This window comes from Gimesia sp., from assembly GCF_048260065.1.
In the GTDB taxonomy this organism is placed as follows: Bacteria; Planctomycetota; Planctomycetia; order Planctomycetales; family Planctomycetaceae; genus Gimesia.
The window spans coordinates 43,601-60,020 of the sequence record NZ_JBLXHC010000004.1 but is presented as its reverse complement, the minus strand read 5'-3'; the positions used below and the strand labels follow the sequence as shown (position 1 = coordinate 60,020).

General features: G+C 49.9%; 14 protein-coding genes. 2 read left to right on the top strand and 12 right to left on the bottom strand.

The annotated features are described in order from the left end of the window. Positions 1–98: 98 nt before the first annotated feature. Positions 99–1,547 carry a DUF1501 domain-containing protein gene (locus ACN0YN_RS08630; protein WP_417384597.1) on the bottom strand — a complete coding sequence of 483 codons (1,449 nt, stop codon included), beginning with the start codon at positions 1,545–1,547 and terminating at the stop codon, positions 99–101. 9 nt (positions 1,548–1,556) lie between these two features. Continuing rightward, entirely contained in the window at positions 1,557–4,766 is a 3,210-nt protein-coding gene (locus ACN0YN_RS08625; RefSeq protein WP_417384596.1) for a DUF1553 domain-containing protein, read from the bottom strand. A gap of 596 nt (positions 4,767–5,362) precedes the next feature. On the opposite strand from ACN0YN_RS08625, the gene ACN0YN_RS08620 reads away from it, so the two are divergent. Both ACN0YN_RS08620 and smpB read left to right on the top strand, forming a co-directional pair. Then, positions 5,363–6,034, top strand: coding sequence for a hypothetical protein (locus tag ACN0YN_RS08620; protein WP_417384595.1), 672 nt, complete (start codon positions 5,363–5,365; stop codon positions 6,032–6,034). 131 nt (positions 6,035–6,165) lie between these two features. Continuing rightward, positions 6,166–6,660, top strand: coding sequence for an SsrA-binding protein SmpB (smpB, locus tag ACN0YN_RS08615; RefSeq protein ID WP_417384594.1), 495 nt, complete (start codon positions 6,166–6,168; stop codon positions 6,658–6,660). Between the two features lie 54 nt (positions 6,661–6,714). On the opposite strand, the gene ACN0YN_RS08610 is transcribed toward smpB, so the two are convergent. The 10 genes from ACN0YN_RS08610 to ACN0YN_RS08565 form a co-directional block, all read right to left on the bottom strand. Beyond that, complete coding sequence (locus tag ACN0YN_RS08610; RefSeq protein ID WP_417384593.1) at positions 6,715–7,842, bottom strand: hypothetical protein; 1,128 nt, start codon at positions 7,840–7,842, stop codon at positions 6,715–6,717. 233 nt (positions 7,843–8,075) lie between these two features. Continuing rightward, on the bottom strand, positions 8,076–8,597 hold the full coding sequence (gene lptE, locus ACN0YN_RS08605) for an LPS assembly lipoprotein LptE (protein WP_417384592.1): 522 nt from the start codon (positions 8,595–8,597) through the stop codon (positions 8,076–8,078). A 139-nt stretch (positions 8,598–8,736) separates the two neighbouring features. Further along, positions 8,737–9,987, bottom strand: coding sequence for an outer membrane protein assembly factor BamD (gene bamD / locus ACN0YN_RS08600; RefSeq protein WP_417384591.1), 1,251 nt, complete (start codon positions 9,985–9,987; stop codon positions 8,737–8,739). A gap of 235 nt (positions 9,988–10,222) precedes the next feature. Continuing rightward, positions 10,223–10,969, bottom strand: coding sequence for a DNA repair protein RecO (gene recO / locus ACN0YN_RS08595; RefSeq protein WP_417384590.1), 747 nt, complete (start codon positions 10,967–10,969; stop codon positions 10,223–10,225). A gap of 336 nt (positions 10,970–11,305) precedes the next feature. Then, positions 11,306–11,611, bottom strand: a complete 306-nt coding sequence (locus ACN0YN_RS08590; protein WP_417384996.1) for a hypothetical protein — start codon at positions 11,609–11,611, stop codon at positions 11,306–11,308. Between the two features lie 218 nt (positions 11,612–11,829). Continuing rightward, a complete protein-coding gene (locus ACN0YN_RS08585) occupies positions 11,830–12,606 on the bottom strand; it encodes an alpha/beta hydrolase (RefSeq protein WP_417384589.1) in 777 nt (258 codons plus the stop codon). A gap of 62 nt (positions 12,607–12,668) precedes the next feature. After that, complete coding sequence (locus ACN0YN_RS08580) at positions 12,669–13,418, bottom strand: peptidoglycan recognition family protein (RefSeq protein WP_417384588.1); 750 nt, start codon at positions 13,416–13,418, stop codon at positions 12,669–12,671. 408 nt (positions 13,419–13,826) lie between these two features. Next, on the bottom strand, positions 13,827–14,717 hold the full coding sequence (locus ACN0YN_RS08575) for a DNA-binding domain-containing protein (protein ID WP_417384587.1): 891 nt from the start codon (positions 14,715–14,717) through the stop codon (positions 13,827–13,829). Next, positions 14,714–15,643, bottom strand: coding sequence for a DUF692 domain-containing protein (locus tag ACN0YN_RS08570; RefSeq protein ID WP_417384586.1), 930 nt, complete (start codon positions 15,641–15,643; stop codon positions 14,714–14,716). Before ACN0YN_RS08570 ends, ACN0YN_RS08575 begins: the two co-directional genes overlap by 4 nt. Positions 15,644–15,768: 125 nt before the next feature. Beyond that, positions 15,769–16,293: a hypothetical protein gene (locus ACN0YN_RS08565; RefSeq protein WP_417384585.1), complete on the bottom strand. Its 525-nt coding sequence runs from the start codon at positions 16,291–16,293 to the stop codon at positions 15,769–15,771. Positions 16,294–16,420 lie beyond the last annotated feature (127 nt).

Below are 16,420 nucleotides of genomic sequence, written 5' to 3'. Positions count from 1 at the left end.
TTTCACTTTAACAGTCAGTGATACAACAGCGGCGAATCAATTTCGCAGCTCTGCATTATACCGACGTAGAGGGTCCCGTAAAATCGTAGCGGGGTAGATCAGGCGATGATCTCATCAATCGGATGACCAAAGTCCATTTCAATGCGTTTATGGCCGGGGACTTCCATGCGATGGGAATTCAGCCCCAGTTGTTTCAACAGGGTCGCGTGCACGTCCGTCACATAATGGGGATTCTCCTCCGCATGGAATCCCAGTTCATCTGTTGTCCCATGCGCCACGCCCCCCTTGATACCACCACCGGCCATCCAGATCGAAAAGCCGTAGGGATGATGATCGCGGCCATTACTTCCCTGGGAACCGGGAGTTCGGCCGAATTCCGTTGCGAATACCACGATGGTATCTTTCAACAAACCGCGACGTTTCAAATCTTTCAGCAGACCTGCGGCTGGCTGGTCGACCTGTTTCGCCAGTTTGGAATGACTGGACTTGAGATTGGAATGGGAATCCCAGGCACCCGCGGCGCCGTCGCCGTGCATGATCTGAATGAAGCGTACGCCTTTCTCCACAAAACGTCGCGCCGCCAGTAACTGCATGCCGAACGCCTTGGTTTCCGGCTGATTCAGACCATACAACTCCTGAGTCTCTTTGGTTTCCTGGTCGAAGCGAATCACTTCTGGTACGGCAGTCTGCATCCGGAATGCCAGCTCGTAAGATTTGATGCGGGCCTGCAGTGTGCTGTCATTGGGAAACTTTTCCGCACTGAGTTGATTGAGTTGATTGATTAATGAAAACTCAATCTTCTGTTCGGCACTCGAGAGATCCAGTTCAGGTTTCGCATAAGGCAGCGGATTTTTGGGATCGACTTTGAGGGGAACAGAATCATAGGCCGGCCCCAGATAATGGCCGTCTCGCACATCAAAGTACCGCGGTCCCATGTTGATAAACTGAGGCAGATTCTGATTGAGTGATCCGAGCCCGTAGTTCACCCAGGCACCGATCGTTGGCACGCGACCATCCAGCATATGCCTGCCGGAATGGAACTGGACCTGTGCGCCATGATTGTCATCCGTCGTCCACATGGAACGCACGATCGACAGATCATCCACGCAACCTCCCAGGTGAGGGAACCAGTCACTGACTTCAATCCCACTCTCCCCGTATTTTTTATAACCAACCTGTAGCGGATAGACTTTATTCCGCTGCTGCCCATTGGCATCGTTGACGACAACCACGCGAACGCGCTTCAGCTTTTCTGATTCCTGGACCGATTTCCACGGAGTTTCGCTGATCGACTTCCCGGCGTACTTATTCAGCATTGGCTTGGGATCGAAACTTTCCATGTGGCTCACGCCGCCCCGCATAAACAGCCAGATCACACTTTTGGCTTTAGGAGAGAAATGCGGTTTTCCGTCAGGAGCCTGATGCGTACCGGCAGCGCGGGCTTCATCCTGCAGGAGAGAAGCGAGAGAAATCCCCGCCAGCCCGGAACTGAGGTTCGTCAGAAAGTTGCGGCGGGGTAATCCAGTTTGTTGAATATGATTTGACATGACGCACCTTCAGCGGATCGTGATGAAATCGTTGTGGTTGAGTAAAGCGTGCACCAGATTTTCACGTGAGCGCCAGATCGGACTCTGATGGTTTGCTGCTTTTAAAGTCGTCTGTGTTTGTGATAATGCCTGGCTACAGATCTCAAATTCGCGAGGAGTCGGTTCTTCACACAGAATTTGGATATAGGCGAGCCTGATAAATTCCTGATCAGACAGCGAGGGTTGCTGCGCACGAATATTTTCTACGATTTTTCGTGCCATCTGCAGTGATACCTTACTGTTCGCCAGTGTGAGTGCCTGCTGAGGAACCACGCTTTCGTTGCGACGATAACAGCCAAAGATATCAGCGGCATCAAACATGCCGATAAACTTATCCTGCGAATCACGAGAGTACGTGAAATACAGGCTGCGGCGTCTGCTCTCCTTATTTTTGTCAGGATCAATTGTGGGCCCCCCCAGAGTCAGGTCCAGTTCTCCCGCCAGATGCAGCAGACTGTCACGAATTACCTCTGATTCCATTCTCACGGTATTCCGTTTCCAGTAGTACTGGTTCGTTTCGTCTTTGGTCAGATTCTGTGGGTCGGCCTTTAATGTGGAACTGCTGAGCTGGTATGCCTGCGAAGTCACCATCAGCGTATGCAGATGCTTCATACTCCAGTTGTGTTCCATAAACTCCACGGCCAGCCAGTCGAGCAGTTCCTGATGGATGGGACGTTTCGCCCGCAAACCAAAATCGGTCACATCTTCGACCAGTGGTTCGCCAAAATGACGGAGCCAGATATGATTGACGGCCACCCGTGCTGTTAACGGATTTTTCTGATTCGTGATCCAATGGGCCAGTGCCGATCGACGGCCGGTACTGGTCTGGGGATAGGGTTGCAGCCGAGTATCATCTTTTTCAGCGGGGCCTTCCAGAGCCTTAAGTGAAGCGCGAATCCGCGTGTATTTTTCACCCGGTTTACTGACAGCTTCTTTTGCAGCATCTACTTTTTTCTCAGCGGCTGCGATCTCATTGCTGAGTTTCTGTTTCGCATCTCCGCTGGCGGTTTCCAGTTTTTCTCTGGCTTGAGCCAGTTTCTCTTCCGCTACTGCCAGCTCATATTTTCGAGCCGCCAATGCTGCGGCCTGCGTTAATACGGTCAATTCATTTTCGGGTAAATTGTCCAGGCGGGCTTTTTCAGCGGCATAAGCTGTTCGCAAAGTTTCAGGGTACAGGTTTGCGACGTTCAATTTTGCCTGAGCAAGTCCCGTCTTCGCCTGCGCCAGTTCCAGTGACAGCTTTGCGGGCTGCTTACCTTCAATCATAGTCTCATCGGTCGCCAGAGTCTGAACAGTGATCTGCTCAAACTCTGCTGCCGCATCAAACGTCAGGAGTTCCAGCTTGCCGGTTTCACGCGGAATAGGGAGACGATACGAAAGGGTATGCTCTCCATTGATGGCGATATTCACCAGTTGATCGCGAACTTTCAGTTCCAGTTCGTAAGGCTGGTTCAGTTTGACGTCGCAGGCGTGACGCCCCTCAGCGGGATAAATGGATTTTCCGTTCTCTTTATAAGAGACCTGCAGTTTTGAGCCCGGCTGAACCGCACTCAGGTAGATCATCTTTTCCCGATCACCGGTCACATCAAATGCCAGGCCGACAGAACGCCACTTGTCCCCCCCTGTGGTTTTAAATTTGAAGCGGGCTTTGAAATTGTGGGGATGGTCCTGTTTCGAACGCAGGAAAGCGCGACCATAGCCGGTTTTGGTCTGAAGCAGACTGCCATCCAGATAAGACCATTCACCGGTTCCCGGCACCCAGATCGCGGGATTCTCTTTCTGAAAATCATCTTCTAGAAAAGTGACTGCCTGATCTGAGATATCGGCGGCCACTCTGTTCTGAGCCGCCTGCTCCAGCTGCGCCAGTTGTTTTGTCGCCTGATCTGAAGCTTTCCTCGCAGCCACAATTTTTTCATTGGCGGCTTTTAACTGATCTTTCAGCACAAACTCCTGCAAGGCCGGGTAGTGAGCTTTTGCCGGGAGATTCACTGGTGTGACTTTGAATTCGTCGAACGTGAAAAGTTCCGGAGTAGCCGGCTGTATCTCCTGACTCTTATCCGGATTTTTTTCATCGCCGCGAATATGTAGATAAGTTTTAGCGTCCGCATGCGCGTCAAAGATCCGTGGTAAGCCATCCTGCTCCAGATCAGTTTCTCCCGGCAGCGGATCCAGGCGAACCTGATACGGCTCGAAGATGGCCCGCATCGAATAGTAGTCTACATGGGTCAGCGGATCGTATTTATGATCATGACACTTGGCACAATTCATCGTCAGCCCGAGGAATGCTTTCGAGGTATGCTCCAGGGTGCTGTCCAGCCAGGTGGTACGGTTAAACAGATAATAGTGCCGCGCCAGAAAACCGGTGGCACGCAGGGCATCGTGGTCGGTTGGCTTCAGCTCATCCGCCGCGAGCATATCCTGAACCATTTCCGCATAGCTGCTGTCTTGATTCAGCGATTCAATGATCCAGTCGCGCCAGTGCCAGATATGCTTCTGACTGTAACGCAGTTGTTTTCCCAGGCCGTACCAGTCGGTGTACCGCCAGATATCCATCCAGTGGCGGCCCCAGCGTTCGCCGTATTGCGGGCTCGCCAGTAATTTTTGTACGACTTTCGTGTAGGCATCTTCATCAGGATCGTTTACAAACTGCTCGATCTCCTCCTGCGTCGGAGGCAGACCGATCAGATCCAGATAAACCCGTCGGATCAAAACGCGCCTTGAAGCGGGTGGAACCGTCACCAGCCCCTGCTGTTTACGTTTGACTTCCAGAAAGGCGTCGATCGGATTTTTGAACCCGACTGCGGGGATCTTCGCTTTCACTGGCGTCTGAAAGGCCCAGTGATCTTTGGGGCTGCCTGGTATTTCTTCTTTGGGTGTGACCGCCCCCTGTTTGAGCCAGGTTCTGATGAGGGCAATATCATGTTCAGAAAGGCGAGATCCTTCCTCAGGAGGCGGCATCTGCTCATCTCCTTTCGCCAGGATCCGCTCCAGTAAAATGCTCTCGTCAGGCTTTCCCGGATGGATGACGGCTCCCGAGTAACTTCCCTTCAGCATCAGCTCCCGCGTCTCAAGACGTAACTCAGCCTCCTCTTTCAGGGCGCTGTGGCAGGCGAAACATTTCTCTGCCAGGAGAGGCTTGATCTCTTTCAGGTAGTCTACCTTTTCAGCAGACTGGACCATCCCCGCAGATCCTGTCAGCAGGAACAGCAGTATGCAGAAAGAGGTGGAATAGATTTGGGGAGAATATCGTATGCTCATACATTAATATGTACCAAGGAACTCAAACCGTGATAAGAGCTTACTTTTGATTTTTATATATTATATATATTTTTCTTTGTATATTTTATACAAAGTAGAGCTGATTTCACACATAATCAGGATGATGCGAGGTTTGACTGGGCTTCCATGAGCACTTTGAGCCCCTGTCTCAAGAAATGCGACTTGACGCTTCTGATTTGATCAGCCTTGAAGTCGGAACATTTCGCGTCTACTATTGCTCCACGGAAAACAGGAAGTTCAAACGCGGTAAACTGAATTCACGTCCGTATTTCTGATGCAGGAAGTCGATTACTCATTTCCTGGAAAAGCAGAAAGTTGTCGTGGGTTTCATGATCCGAACCGGGCATCGAAACGTTTACTGCTACGAGAGATAACACAGAATCACATCCGCGTCATTCAACCAGCGATTACAGATAAGGGATTTGACAATGACTGACGATACTAATTTGAGCAAAGAGCCAGGGTCACACAACGAGTTTTCTCAGGATAGTATCTACTTGATTTCTTATCCCAAAATTGTGTTTCTGTACCCGACACTGCTGGTTTCGATAGCCGCAGCAATTTACATGACTTTTGCAGGAGAGTCTGCCCATATTGGCGGTAAAAGCGAGCATATGGCAGAGGTCATGGCATTGATCTTTCTCGGAGTCTTCGGTTTTAATCTGACTGTACTGGCATTTGATTTCCCGCGTACGACCTCGCTGACACTCTTCTTCCTGGGTGCCGCATTATTCATGGGGGCCTGGATGATCCTGCGATTTAATCCAGATATCATCCCCCCTCTGACCAACATGCTGAAGGGTTTACGTCCGTGGGCAAACTCGCAGATGTACTGGCTGTTTTCCGCGATATTGGGAATGATCTTTATCTGCGTGGCGATCTATGTCCGCTTTGATTATTGGGAAGTCAAAGGGAACGAACTCCTGCATCACCACGGATTCCTGAGCGATCTGGAACGTTTTTCCGCACCTAACCTGAAGATCGATAAAGAAATCAGCGATATCTTTGAGTATATCCTGCTGCGTTCCGGTCGCCTGGTACTGCATCCGCGTAATGAACCCCGGGCAATTGTACTGGACAATGTCCCCTTCATTTCCAGTAAGGAAAAACAGATCACACGTATGCTGGGGGCTCTACAGGTTCAGGTACGGACAGACAATAACTCCTGATCATACTGAACCTCTATCAACGGGCGCGTGTCGATCAGGAACGGGTTGAGCCCGATTCAAAGTAAGATTTAACATCAAGTAGTATTCTGTCGCTTCACCAGTCTGGTTGACGGCAGTCGGAGATTCTGGCAATGGGTAAACAAGGGAAAAAGAAAGCTTCGAAAGAAGACCCGAATTCACGTACCGTCTGCCAGAACCGTAAAGCCCGACACAACTACGAAATTCTGGATACGCTGGACTGTGGAATCGTGCTGGCAGGCAGTGAAGTGAAAAGTATTCGTGCGAACAAGGTCTCGATCGAAGAAGGCTTTGCGCGGATGCAGAACGGTGAAGTCTGGCTGTTCAATGTTGATATCGCTTTGTACCCACAAGCCAATACTATGAACCACCAGACCCGCAGGCCACGTAAACTGCTGATGAAGAAAGCCGAGATCCGTAAATTCGCCGAGCGATCGGAAAACTCCAGTCTGACGTTGATCCCGCTTACCATGTACTTCACTCGCGGACTGGTGAAGGTCAAGCTGGGAATCGCCAAAGGCCGCAAACTGCACGACAAGCGCGAAAAGCTCAAGAAAGACTCCGCCCGCATGGACATCCAGCGGGCGATGCGGTCCCGCAATAATTAAGGCCCTCTGAAAACTTCAAAGGGCCTTAACGATTCCGCGTACTCTGGTGTCTATTTAGTTCTTTGGTTTGCTGGGATCAGTATAGAGCTTCAAATGGATGATCCCTCCCTGCTGTATTACCTCGCCCGGAACTGGTTTCTGCAGATACACGTGATAGATCTGCTGTCCTGGTTCCTGAGCAGGATCACCCGGATAAATTTTTGATTCCAGTCCCATCTGCTTCAGCAGTTTCTGAGCTGTCTGGTAATCTCTGCCCACCATATTGGGAACTTTGAAAGTTGCCTGCTGGACAGGGGCGGCAGCTTGTTGAACAGGACGCTTTACGTTTTCTTCTCCAGCGACTGCGACTACTTTTCCTTCCAGGCGATAATCGTCCAGGTCGGGAGTGAAGGGATCCTTTCCAAAGATTCCTCCGAGGATTCCTCGGCTCTTATTAGCAACCACATTTTCAAAAATATAAACCGTTGACTGATTTCCACTGGGATGAATCAGCTGCACGGCTGCTGGTAAATAGGTCTTCGGATCGAGTTTAATTTTGGCTTCGCGGTAATTCTGTGAATCCAACCTACGACGCGGTTTAGCGGCAATGATGATCTGATCGGGAGTATTCACCAGCAGTTTCAGAAAGTAACGCTGCTTGGCGACATTGGCAGGCATACCAAACAGGAATGGCAGAGGGCCTTCCATGATGTTGGTACCACGACGCTCCAGGGGAATTGGATAGACTTCGTATTTCTTTTCGTTTTCATCGATCGAAAAGATTCGCTTGCCGTCGCAGATCCAACGTTCATCGTTGCCCGGCTTCAAGGCATAAAAACCACCCTTGTTGTTGGGTTTGTCACTTTTCGCACCCTCTGGAATTTTCTTTCCAGCGATGTCGATTCGCCCTTTATCAGGATGCTCGTAATAGAACTTTCCTTCTGACTGCTTTTCGACCTGAAAGACATCGTCGTACTCGCGGCGAATGTGGTTGCCTTCCAGCTTTTGGATTTTCGCAGACTCCCGTTCCCAGTTTTCCAGGATCTGTTCCAATGCAGCGGGCAGTTGCTGGACCTCGGGTGCCTGATTGGCGGCAGGTTGTTGACCCAGCGCTTGAGAAAGCTGATTACACAGCAGCAGGCCTGCGGAGGCACAACAGGTGACAACGAGAGCACTTTGAAGTAAGACGGGTTTCAATTTCATTGTTTATCCAAATCCTTCCCTGAATTGCAGGTCTGGCAGTTCTCTGTGCCAGTAAAACTGGCTGTAGTGGCCCGATATGATAATGCAATCCGTGCTTTTGAAGAAGACAGGTTCATCGAGTGAGGTGGGGAGTGAATTTCAGCTGTTTTGACGTGAGATATGGTTATCGGAGACAAGTGTTCGAATTTTAGCAGGTTCCGAAAATTGTGACTATCCAGATTTTGAGATCAAATTTACCAGGGTGTTTCCATTAATTGCACAATCTGGTTCGCCAGACTGTCCGTTGCGGTTTGAGTGGCCGTCGCCAGAGACTGCCCGACTTCAGGTGCAAATGCAGCCTGCGAAACCAGTTGAACGACATCCGCAGAGATCGGCACTTCCTGTTGTGACAGAATCTGCCCCGTCCGCATATCTTCCCAGGTCACCTCAACCACAAATTTCAAGTTCAGATTTCTCGGGTCGTTATTTTGTGTTGTTCCTAAAACGCTTTTATCGATTTGCTTGATCGTTCCCGTTAAACGAGTGTCCGCTTCGCCCCCTTTGGCCAGCCGGAAGGGAGTACGTGACTGAATTTTTCGCTGGACTGCTTCGGTCAGCTGATATTCATAACCGCGCCGAAACGTATTGTTTTCGAAGATCGGTACATAAACGGTCTGCACATCTGTCTGATAGGAATTACCGACGGTGTACCCGCAGCCTGTCATATCAAAAGACATTAGAACCAGTAACAACATTTTAACCACAAAACGTTCCATATATTTATTCAACAGATCACTTAGACTGTGTCCAGTTTTACTGTAGCGTCTCCAGGTCGATTGGGACCCGGTATATTAGATAAACAGACGCTATGGTTAAATGTGATGTGCTTTAAAATCTGACCTGCAGAGACAGCTGTTACAGTTTGACTCGAGCTGGCTCTGGCTCGTCTTCCAGGGGAATCTTTCTGATCGGTTCACCAAAACCATCCAGTTGCAAACGTGCCGGCGGATTCAGTTCGCGAGGTGCCGGAGCCGCGTTGGCAGGTGCCTTCACAGGAGCCGGTTCCGATTTTCCAAATCCAGGCAGACTCGGCAAAATTGATTTTGGTGGTTCAGCCTGTTCGGCAACCTGCTTTTTCGGTGTCGCATAATTCGCCCACAGATGGCTTGTATTCTCTTTCCCCAGTTCGGCCAGTAAATCACGAGCCTGATTCGCAAACGGCGAAGTGGGATAATGTTCAATCAGCAGATTACAATAAATGGCTGCCGACTTGGGCTTACCTCGACGCATCCAGTATTGCACCGTTTCCCATTCACGTTTGGCTTTCGCCTGTTCGATTTTTTTCAGTTCTTCCTTTAACCGGGCCTGCTGGGCATCCGGAAACAGCCTGAGTGTCGTCTCTTTTAATTCTCCCGCATCCTTCAGCACAGTAGCATCGTAGGCAGGTCCCTGATACGACATCAGTTTCACATGCGTCCCGAGCATGAAGGCATCTTTCAGATGCGGACTTTTAGGATATTCTTCTCGCAGCAGGCTGAAGGTCCGGTCGGCATCCATGTAACGACCTTTTCTCAGGTAGTGACTGGCAGTCAGCATCAGAGCATCATCTGCCAGCGGGCCGGTCGGATCGTGAAGCCAGATTGACTTGAGTGCTTCCAGTGCCCTGTTTTCGGTATCAAATACCGGACGGCTGCGGTCGAAGAGGTTCGGTACTAAAGCCCAGCGTGATTTTCGATCTTTACCGTCAGTGGGAATCTCAGGCGTTTCAGAACCAGGTTTTTCCAGGTTGACCTGCTCAATGTCATTGCCTTTGACCACGGATGGTTCCTGCAGCCAGTAACGAGCGATGGTAAACAGTCTTTTGGTTGTCTGATCAAGATGACGCGTCGAAGGGAAATCGATCAGCAACTGGTCATAACTGTCTTGCGCCCAGGAATATTTCTTTTGAGCAAATTGCGATTCTGCCACCATGAACTGGGCATCTTCTTTGATGGGATCGTTTTTAAACTTCTTGACGATCGCCTTGAACTCTTTTTCAGCCGTTTTGTACTCCTGCGCTTTGAACGTGGCATTGGCCTTCTGATATTCGGCGGCACCGACAGAAGGCTCTATGAAGTTGGCATCTTTCTTCTTTTCCCAGAGCGCAGTCTGCATGATGCGTTGCATCGGACCACGTATTCCATCGATTGAGGGGTCATCTGTTTCGCTCTTTTTGGACCATGGAGGTTTCATCGCAGAAAAGTCAGAAGTGCGATCACCAAACATGGCGCAACCCGAAACCAGACCGCATACTAACAGCGATAAACTGAGTAGCATGCATCGAAACAGGCTAGAAGATTGATATTGTAAGTCTGAAGTGGACATGGTCATCCCTGACTTCCACCTGGCGGAAATGATTTGTTTATAGTTGAAGGTAGGGCGCCATTTTGGGGCGGCGACCCAGGATATGAGACATGGTCGTTGACAGTAGCTGTCGAATTTCTCGTTGTTGCTGAAGGGACAGGTTTAATCGTTGGGAAAGTAATGTATTCTCGTCAGACAGCTTCTGCAAGATCGTTATCGTGCCACGGGAAACGCGTACGTTACCGTGTCGCTGCTGTTCACAATCCTGACAGTACAGCCCGCCATTACCGGCATCATACAGATACGATTCTGACGGCCCCAGTTCTTGACTGCATCCTGCACAGTATTCGAACTGAGGTAACTGACCAATTTCTTCTAAAATGGTTAACTCAAATTTTATCAACGATTTCTGGAAGTCATCATGTTCCTGCAGGTGTTGTAAGACTTCACAAGCCGCATCATAGAGCTCCGGATGAGGATCATACTCCTCAGTCAAAGCGTCCAGTAATTCGGCAATGTAATAGCCCACATACAGGTTGGATAAGCTTCCAGGATAAGGGCGAAAACGATTTACCAGTTGAGCTTCGGTTAAAATATCGAGCCCGCCGGAAGATTTTCGGATGAAGACTATCCGACATGTGGCTAACAAGTCAATAGCAGCCTCAAACGAGCTTTTCAGCCTTTTTGCACCCTTTGCCAATGCCGCAGTCTTCCCAAAATCCCGGGTAAACCAGGTGATCACTTTACTGGATTCGCTGAAATCAGCCAGTCGGATCACAATACCTTCGGTTTTTTCATTCGACATGGATTAAGCCGGAATACGCTGTAAGAGTACAAGCAGGTTCACCTGTCCCGGTAAGCAGAAACAGAAACCAGTAATTCTCAGGGAGTACGGATGAATGGATTTTAGGAAGTGACCTGTCGTTCTGAAAAGCAGAAATCAGAGTATTTCAGGATCCTGGCGGGGAAATAAAAAAAGCCTGCGAAAGATTTCGCAGGCTGAATTGTTGCACACTGGCAACCAGCACTCAATTGGAGACACACTTTTAAACCAAAAGCGTGTATTCATTCAGGAGGCCCGAAAGGATCCTATGCGAGATCCTTTATTTCAGGCAGGCCAGTACAAGCCTGCTGGTGATTCTTAAAAGACGTCCAGATAAAAGTGATTGCCTTTATGGTAGGGACGATCACTGGGATAGAAATTATGCCAGTCTTTGTTGTAGACAGGAATTCTCATGTTTTCGGGATAGCGGTAGTAAAGGTTATCGTAACTACCCTGTGGTCTCTGGAAGTTCTGGGGATAATACACATAGGGGTAGTGGTAGAAACGATTCCAGTCAGTTGGTTGTCCACGACCAGCCGCCATAGCATCGGAAGGCGAAAATGTAGACGTGGCCAACCCAACCACAAACAGGAACAACCCTGCGAGCATGAGACGCCGCACCATCATAGTTCTCTCCTTGCCAGTCAGTAGAATAAAGCGATCAGTCCAGCCTGGACTGTCTTTGGAATATCAACAGAGGGAATTCCTGAACCACAGGACTCCACTGTATTCATCGGCCTGGAGAGCGGCGTCACAACAGGAAACTTCTGCATAAACGGATTAATCGTCGTAATTCAACCTGATCACGTGTATCAGAACACGAATTCTCGTTGATTCAGTCGTTAAACCAGCCAGGCTGTGGAAATACCTTCCATAATCCAGCGGTCCAGAATTCGGAACAACTCAATATCCTGAGTGGCTTCCGGTTTCAGAGAGTTGACTGTTTGAATGTCTGCCCCCGTGGTTTCCCACATACGGCTCAACCACTGTGCAGAGTGCTTGCTGTCGGCATGATTTGAAGAACGACGGTCGAGCAAGACCCGATTTCCCTTCAGACTGGTGCCGGATGTTTTCTGGAAATCTTTGTCACTGAAACTCCCATTTAACAATGCAGCGCCCGCAAAAAGGCGAGGTGCTTTCAGTAACAGCTTTGTGGCAATCGAACAACCACTGCCCGTCCCTGCCAGATAGATCCGGTCCTCATGAATATTCAGCACTTTTCTCAGTTCGAGAATCGTTTTCTGAATACTTTCCATGAACTGAGCGGTAAACAGATGACTGTCGGGCCAGTGATACCCGTTTTCCGGTACTGCAGGATCGATCGCAGGCGCACGGAAGGAGAGCCCGAGATAATTTCGCAGGCTGATTTGTGGCATGATCTGATGCAGGTCGTGTTCGGAACCCCCATCCGCATGCAGCCAGATCACCAGGGGATAGGCATACCCCGGTTCATAATGCTCAGGTCGAAACAGTGAAATATGTTTGAGGGGCAGGTTTACCTGTAGTTCGGCATTCTCCTGCATTCCCAGGAACCGATTTTCAGCTGGTGAATGCAGATTCTCGGTTTGCTCTGCATTTAATACCTGTTCAATCCATTTAAGACGCTGCGTAAAATCCATTGTCAGTCTGCTTTCGAAGAGTAAATCAGGGGGTAGTCTTAAATGTGGGGGAAGTTATGGTTTTATTTCCGGGTGGCCAGTTCCATTTTTGAGGCAGGAGTCTTTCCGGCAGGTTCAGTTGCACCATAAACGGGAAGATCAATGGCTGAAGCCACTTCGTTCATCGGGAAGTATTTACCCGGACAGGCAGTCGCTTTGACATCGCGGTGTCCCTGTACGTGATCACTGTTAATGTTGTATTCCGCTTTGAGAACTCCCACCAGTTTCTTCACAGCTGCCAGCTGTGCGTCGGTAGGGGGTTCATTCTCGAAGTTCCCAACCAGACAGATTCCGATCCCGTGCTGATTATACTTGGTATTCCCGGCATGAGCACCATGCATCTGCTCGCGCCAGCGGAACGTGGATTCGATTGCGCCGTCGGGCATGCCGTTCCCGTTACCAATCACAAAATGATACCCAATTCCCAGCCAGGAGTTACCCGATTTGTCTTTTTTCTTACTGTGCAGCTCATGGATACTTTCCACACTTCCCGTTGAAGAGGCAGTATGGTGAATCACAATGTATTCCCAGTCGCGCACTTCCGCCTCGGGTTTCCAGGGATTCTGCGGTTCGATCTCCAGTGGTTGAACCGCAATCGTTGGAGGCGTCGTAAATAACGGGGCACCAGGCGCTGGTTTGGCGACCTGAGGTGAATACTGGGGAGCCGGTGTTGGAGAATTAATCGCCACGGGAGGTAAGGAGTTCCGTTGAGTGCATCCTGAGATTTCAAAGGCCGGCAACATCGCGACGCAACACATTATGATGCCCTTCATATTGCTGCCCTCCCTGACAGCCAACCTGCAGATCAACTCATATGAATAATAGAAACAGAATTATTTGATTCTGGATGATAGAAACTTTAAGTCGGGACTGTAATTCCGAGCCCTTTTTGTGTCAATGCGGGGAGTACTGGTGCTTTGAGTGGTGCTCAAACAGTGACCGGAAAACTTGAATTCAAGTAGTCAGAAATGAGAAAATACTCCTTATTTCTCCTAAACCCGGGACGCAGCCTCAACCCTGTTAATCCAGTTTATCTATTTTGCGCAACAGACACGATTTTGACCAAAAAATGAAGATCCGGGATTTCAACCTCAAACAGACCGCTTTCTCAGCCGACATGCAATGTGGTCGAAAGCAATTACCGCTGTAACTAACAGAGTAGCCTGACGTTACCGCTGCTTTCAGCGTTTGCTACGTATGACACCGATGAAATAGGCAGACTCGGTCCAGTGCTTGAACCAGACATGCAGTTGTCCTGCCAGTTGTTCCGGCTGCATGAGTCCTGCTTCCGCGAATTCGTTGATCGCATCCCCAACTTTTTGCCCCTGTTGCAGTCGGGAAAGCAGAAAATGCTCTGCCTCTGAAATCGAAGCACGACGCACGATATAATTGCGACGGGTGATTGCCAGGCGGGTAGTTTGGGCTGCGGGGATGTCTGGAATCTCTCCACGTTTTGTGCTGGAGATATATTCCTGTACTGGGAACTGAAATTCCATCAGCCGAAAACAGGGAGCCATCTGTAAGGCCAGATCGGGCCATTCTTCCGGAGAGATCGTGTTCAGAGTCTCCGTTATCAGTAGTTCCTGCTTTTCGATTCCTGGCCCATCGAATACTTCACTGTAGACGCGTTCCAGTGTCGCCAGTTCGATCAGAAAATCGGTCCAGTCAGGTGTGTCTGCATTCGTTTCCGGTTCGGGTCGACTCTCCTGCAGGAATCGGGGAAACCGGGCCCCCAGTTCCCCGAGTGTATAACTGGCAGGAGGATATTTTTGCAGATATTGCAGACTGAATGCGCCGAAGGCAGCGGTCCCCATCGCTGTCACCAGGGCCGCATATTCTTCACTGAGGCATTCCAGCAGACGCGCGTAGTAGGCGTTGGCATAAATGCCGATGCGCTCGTGACTCGTTTGCTGACTGGATCGGGTAATCACCGATTCCAGTTGATCGTTGCCCAGCGGGATCTCGCGTTGTGCCTCATCTGAAGCAATTCCCGCTTCGACGCCACCAGGATCGCTGATCACGGTCTGCATCCAGCGCTGAATCTGATCCAGTTTACGTTGCTTCGGGTTCATTCGAAGTCCGCCACGATGAACGAAGCGGGATGTGGAATGGCTCGCGAATCGACGTGAACAGTCTCTGCTTCTGTATCCACTTCGTTTGGCACAGGGAGATTTTCATCCATGTACTGACGGGCTTTCAACACTTCCTGATGCACGACAGGGAACGGTGGGATCTCTGCATCCCATTCCAGCAAAGTCGCGACTCCGCCAGTGCGCTGGTGCAGTAACCGGAACAGATTCCAGACCGGGTCAACCACATGCCCGTCATGCGTATCGATCAGATGCGTACCACAGTTGGTGTGCCCGGCCAGATGACATTGCACAACGCGTTCGGCTGGAATCGCCTCCACATAAGCGACGGGATCAAATTCATGATTCACACTGGAAACATAGACATTATTGACGTCCAGCAGTAGTCCACAGTCTGCTTCTTCCGCCATCCGACAGACGAATTCAGATTCACTCATTGTGGAATCTTGAAATTCGAGGTAGCTGCTGGGGTTCTCCAGGACCAGTGGTCGTTCGAGGATGTCTTGTACGATCCCGATCCGTTCGACCAGATGCGAAAGCGTCGCTTCATTATAAGGAATAGGCAGCAGATCGTGTGAATTACGGCCGGCCACACCGGTCCAGCAGACGTGGTCGGAAATCCAGCGTGCGTTAATCCCTTCTGCCAGCCGTTTCAGTTTTTGCAGATAGTCACGGTTCAGTGGGTCCGTACTGCCTATCGACAGTGAGACGCCATGCATGACGATCGGATAGCGTTCCGCAATCTGTTCGAGTACGGCACGCGGGCGACCGTTTGAATCCATGAAGTTTTCTGAAATGATCTCGAACCAGTCGACATCCGGCTGATGTTCCAGAATGTGAGAGAAGTGAACCGTTCGCAGCCCGACTCCCAAACCCAGATTCTCATGTCCCAGACGCGGTTTCCGCATTTGTCTCTACTTTCGTGCCTCGAGAGAAATTACAAAGCAGTGCATTTACCTCAGGTCATGATACGAAGCGGGCTCCTTGACAATCAATTGAAAAGGAGCCCGACTTCCATGTCTGAGAAATGACCCTAATTTTTCTTGGGTTCCGGGGCAGGTCCGACTTTCTTACCCGCTTTCTCCATTGCTTTTTCAAATTCTGCTCGTGCGAGCTTCCAGGCATCCGGCATCAGAGGAATGTGGCATCCCCCTTTACCTTTACATGAATTCATGCCAGGATTGCTGCCGCAACCTCCCTGGCCTTTGCATTCGTTTTCGCCAGAACAACTGTGTTCTGCTACAGAAGCACAGGCCCCCAGACCGGCACATTCATTTTCAATTCCCGCATGTTTCCCTTTGCAGGTATTCAATCCACGACAGACATGAGGTTCCGTCATCAACAGGCTGACATCTTTATCGCCAGTTTCAGCTCCTCCTTCAGCAGCATGATCATGACCGTCATGACCATCGGCAGTTGTGCTGCCCGCTTCAGGATCAGTGGCCGGAGCAGGCGGAGTCGCAGGCTGACAGCCTGTCATGGAACCAGCAACCACTCCACCAAATGCAGCAATGGTCAGTCGATTAAAATCGCGTCGATTCATTTCTGGACGTTTCATGTATTACCTCGAAGTTTCTATATGGCAAAAAGATGTGATATCAAACCGAATGCTCAGACTAAACCGAGTTCTACACCCGTTCTGTGAGTTATCTCACATTTGAACTCAGAATTAAACTGAGGAACCT

What these genes read in the sequence shown, in the direction of transcription:
- ACN0YN_RS08630 (WP_417384597.1), bottom strand. Translation starts at nt 1,547, where the DNA reads ATGTCAAATCATATTCAACAAACTGGATTACCCCGCCGCAACTTTCTG.
- ACN0YN_RS08625 (WP_417384596.1), bottom strand. Translation starts at nt 4,766, where the DNA reads ATGGTCCAGTCTGCTGAAAAGGTAGACTACCTGAAAGAGATCAAGCCT.
- smpB (WP_417384594.1), top strand. Translation starts at nt 6,166, where the DNA reads ATGGGTAAACAAGGGAAAAAGAAAGCTTCGAAAGAAGACCCGAATTCA.
- ACN0YN_RS08610 (WP_417384593.1), bottom strand. Translation starts at nt 7,842, where the DNA reads ATGAAATTGAAACCCGTCTTACTTCAAAGTGCTCTCGTTGTCACCTGT.
- lptE (WP_417384592.1), bottom strand. Translation starts at nt 8,597, where the DNA reads ATGGAACGTTTTGTGGTTAAAATGTTGTTACTGGTTCTAATGTCTTTT.
- bamD (WP_417384591.1), bottom strand. Translation starts at nt 9,987, where the DNA reads ATGCAACGCATCATGCAGACTGCGCTCTGGGAAAAGAAGAAAGATGCC.
- recO (WP_417384590.1), bottom strand. Translation starts at nt 10,969, where the DNA reads ATGTCGAATGAAAAAACCGAAGGTATTGTGATCCGACTGGCTGATTTC.
- ACN0YN_RS08590 (WP_417384996.1), bottom strand. Translation starts at nt 11,611, where the DNA reads ATGGTGCGGCGTCTCATGCTCGCAGGGTTGTTCCTGTTTGTGGTTGGG.
- ACN0YN_RS08585 (WP_417384589.1), bottom strand. Translation starts at nt 12,606, where the DNA reads ATGGATTTTACGCAGCGTCTTAAATGGATTGAACAGGTATTAAATGCA.
- ACN0YN_RS08580 (WP_417384588.1), bottom strand. Translation starts at nt 13,418, where the DNA reads ATGAAGGGCATCATAATGTGTTGCGTCGCGATGTTGCCGGCCTTTGAA.
- ACN0YN_RS08575 (WP_417384587.1), bottom strand. Translation starts at nt 14,717, where the DNA reads ATGAACCCGAAGCAACGTAAACTGGATCAGATTCAGCGCTGGATGCAG.
- ACN0YN_RS08570 (WP_417384586.1), bottom strand. Translation starts at nt 15,643, where the DNA reads ATGCGGAAACCGCGTCTGGGACATGAGAATCTGGGTTTGGGAGTCGGG.
- ACN0YN_RS08565 (WP_417384585.1), bottom strand. Translation starts at nt 16,293, where the DNA reads ATGAAACGTCCAGAAATGAATCGACGCGATTTTAATCGACTGACCATT.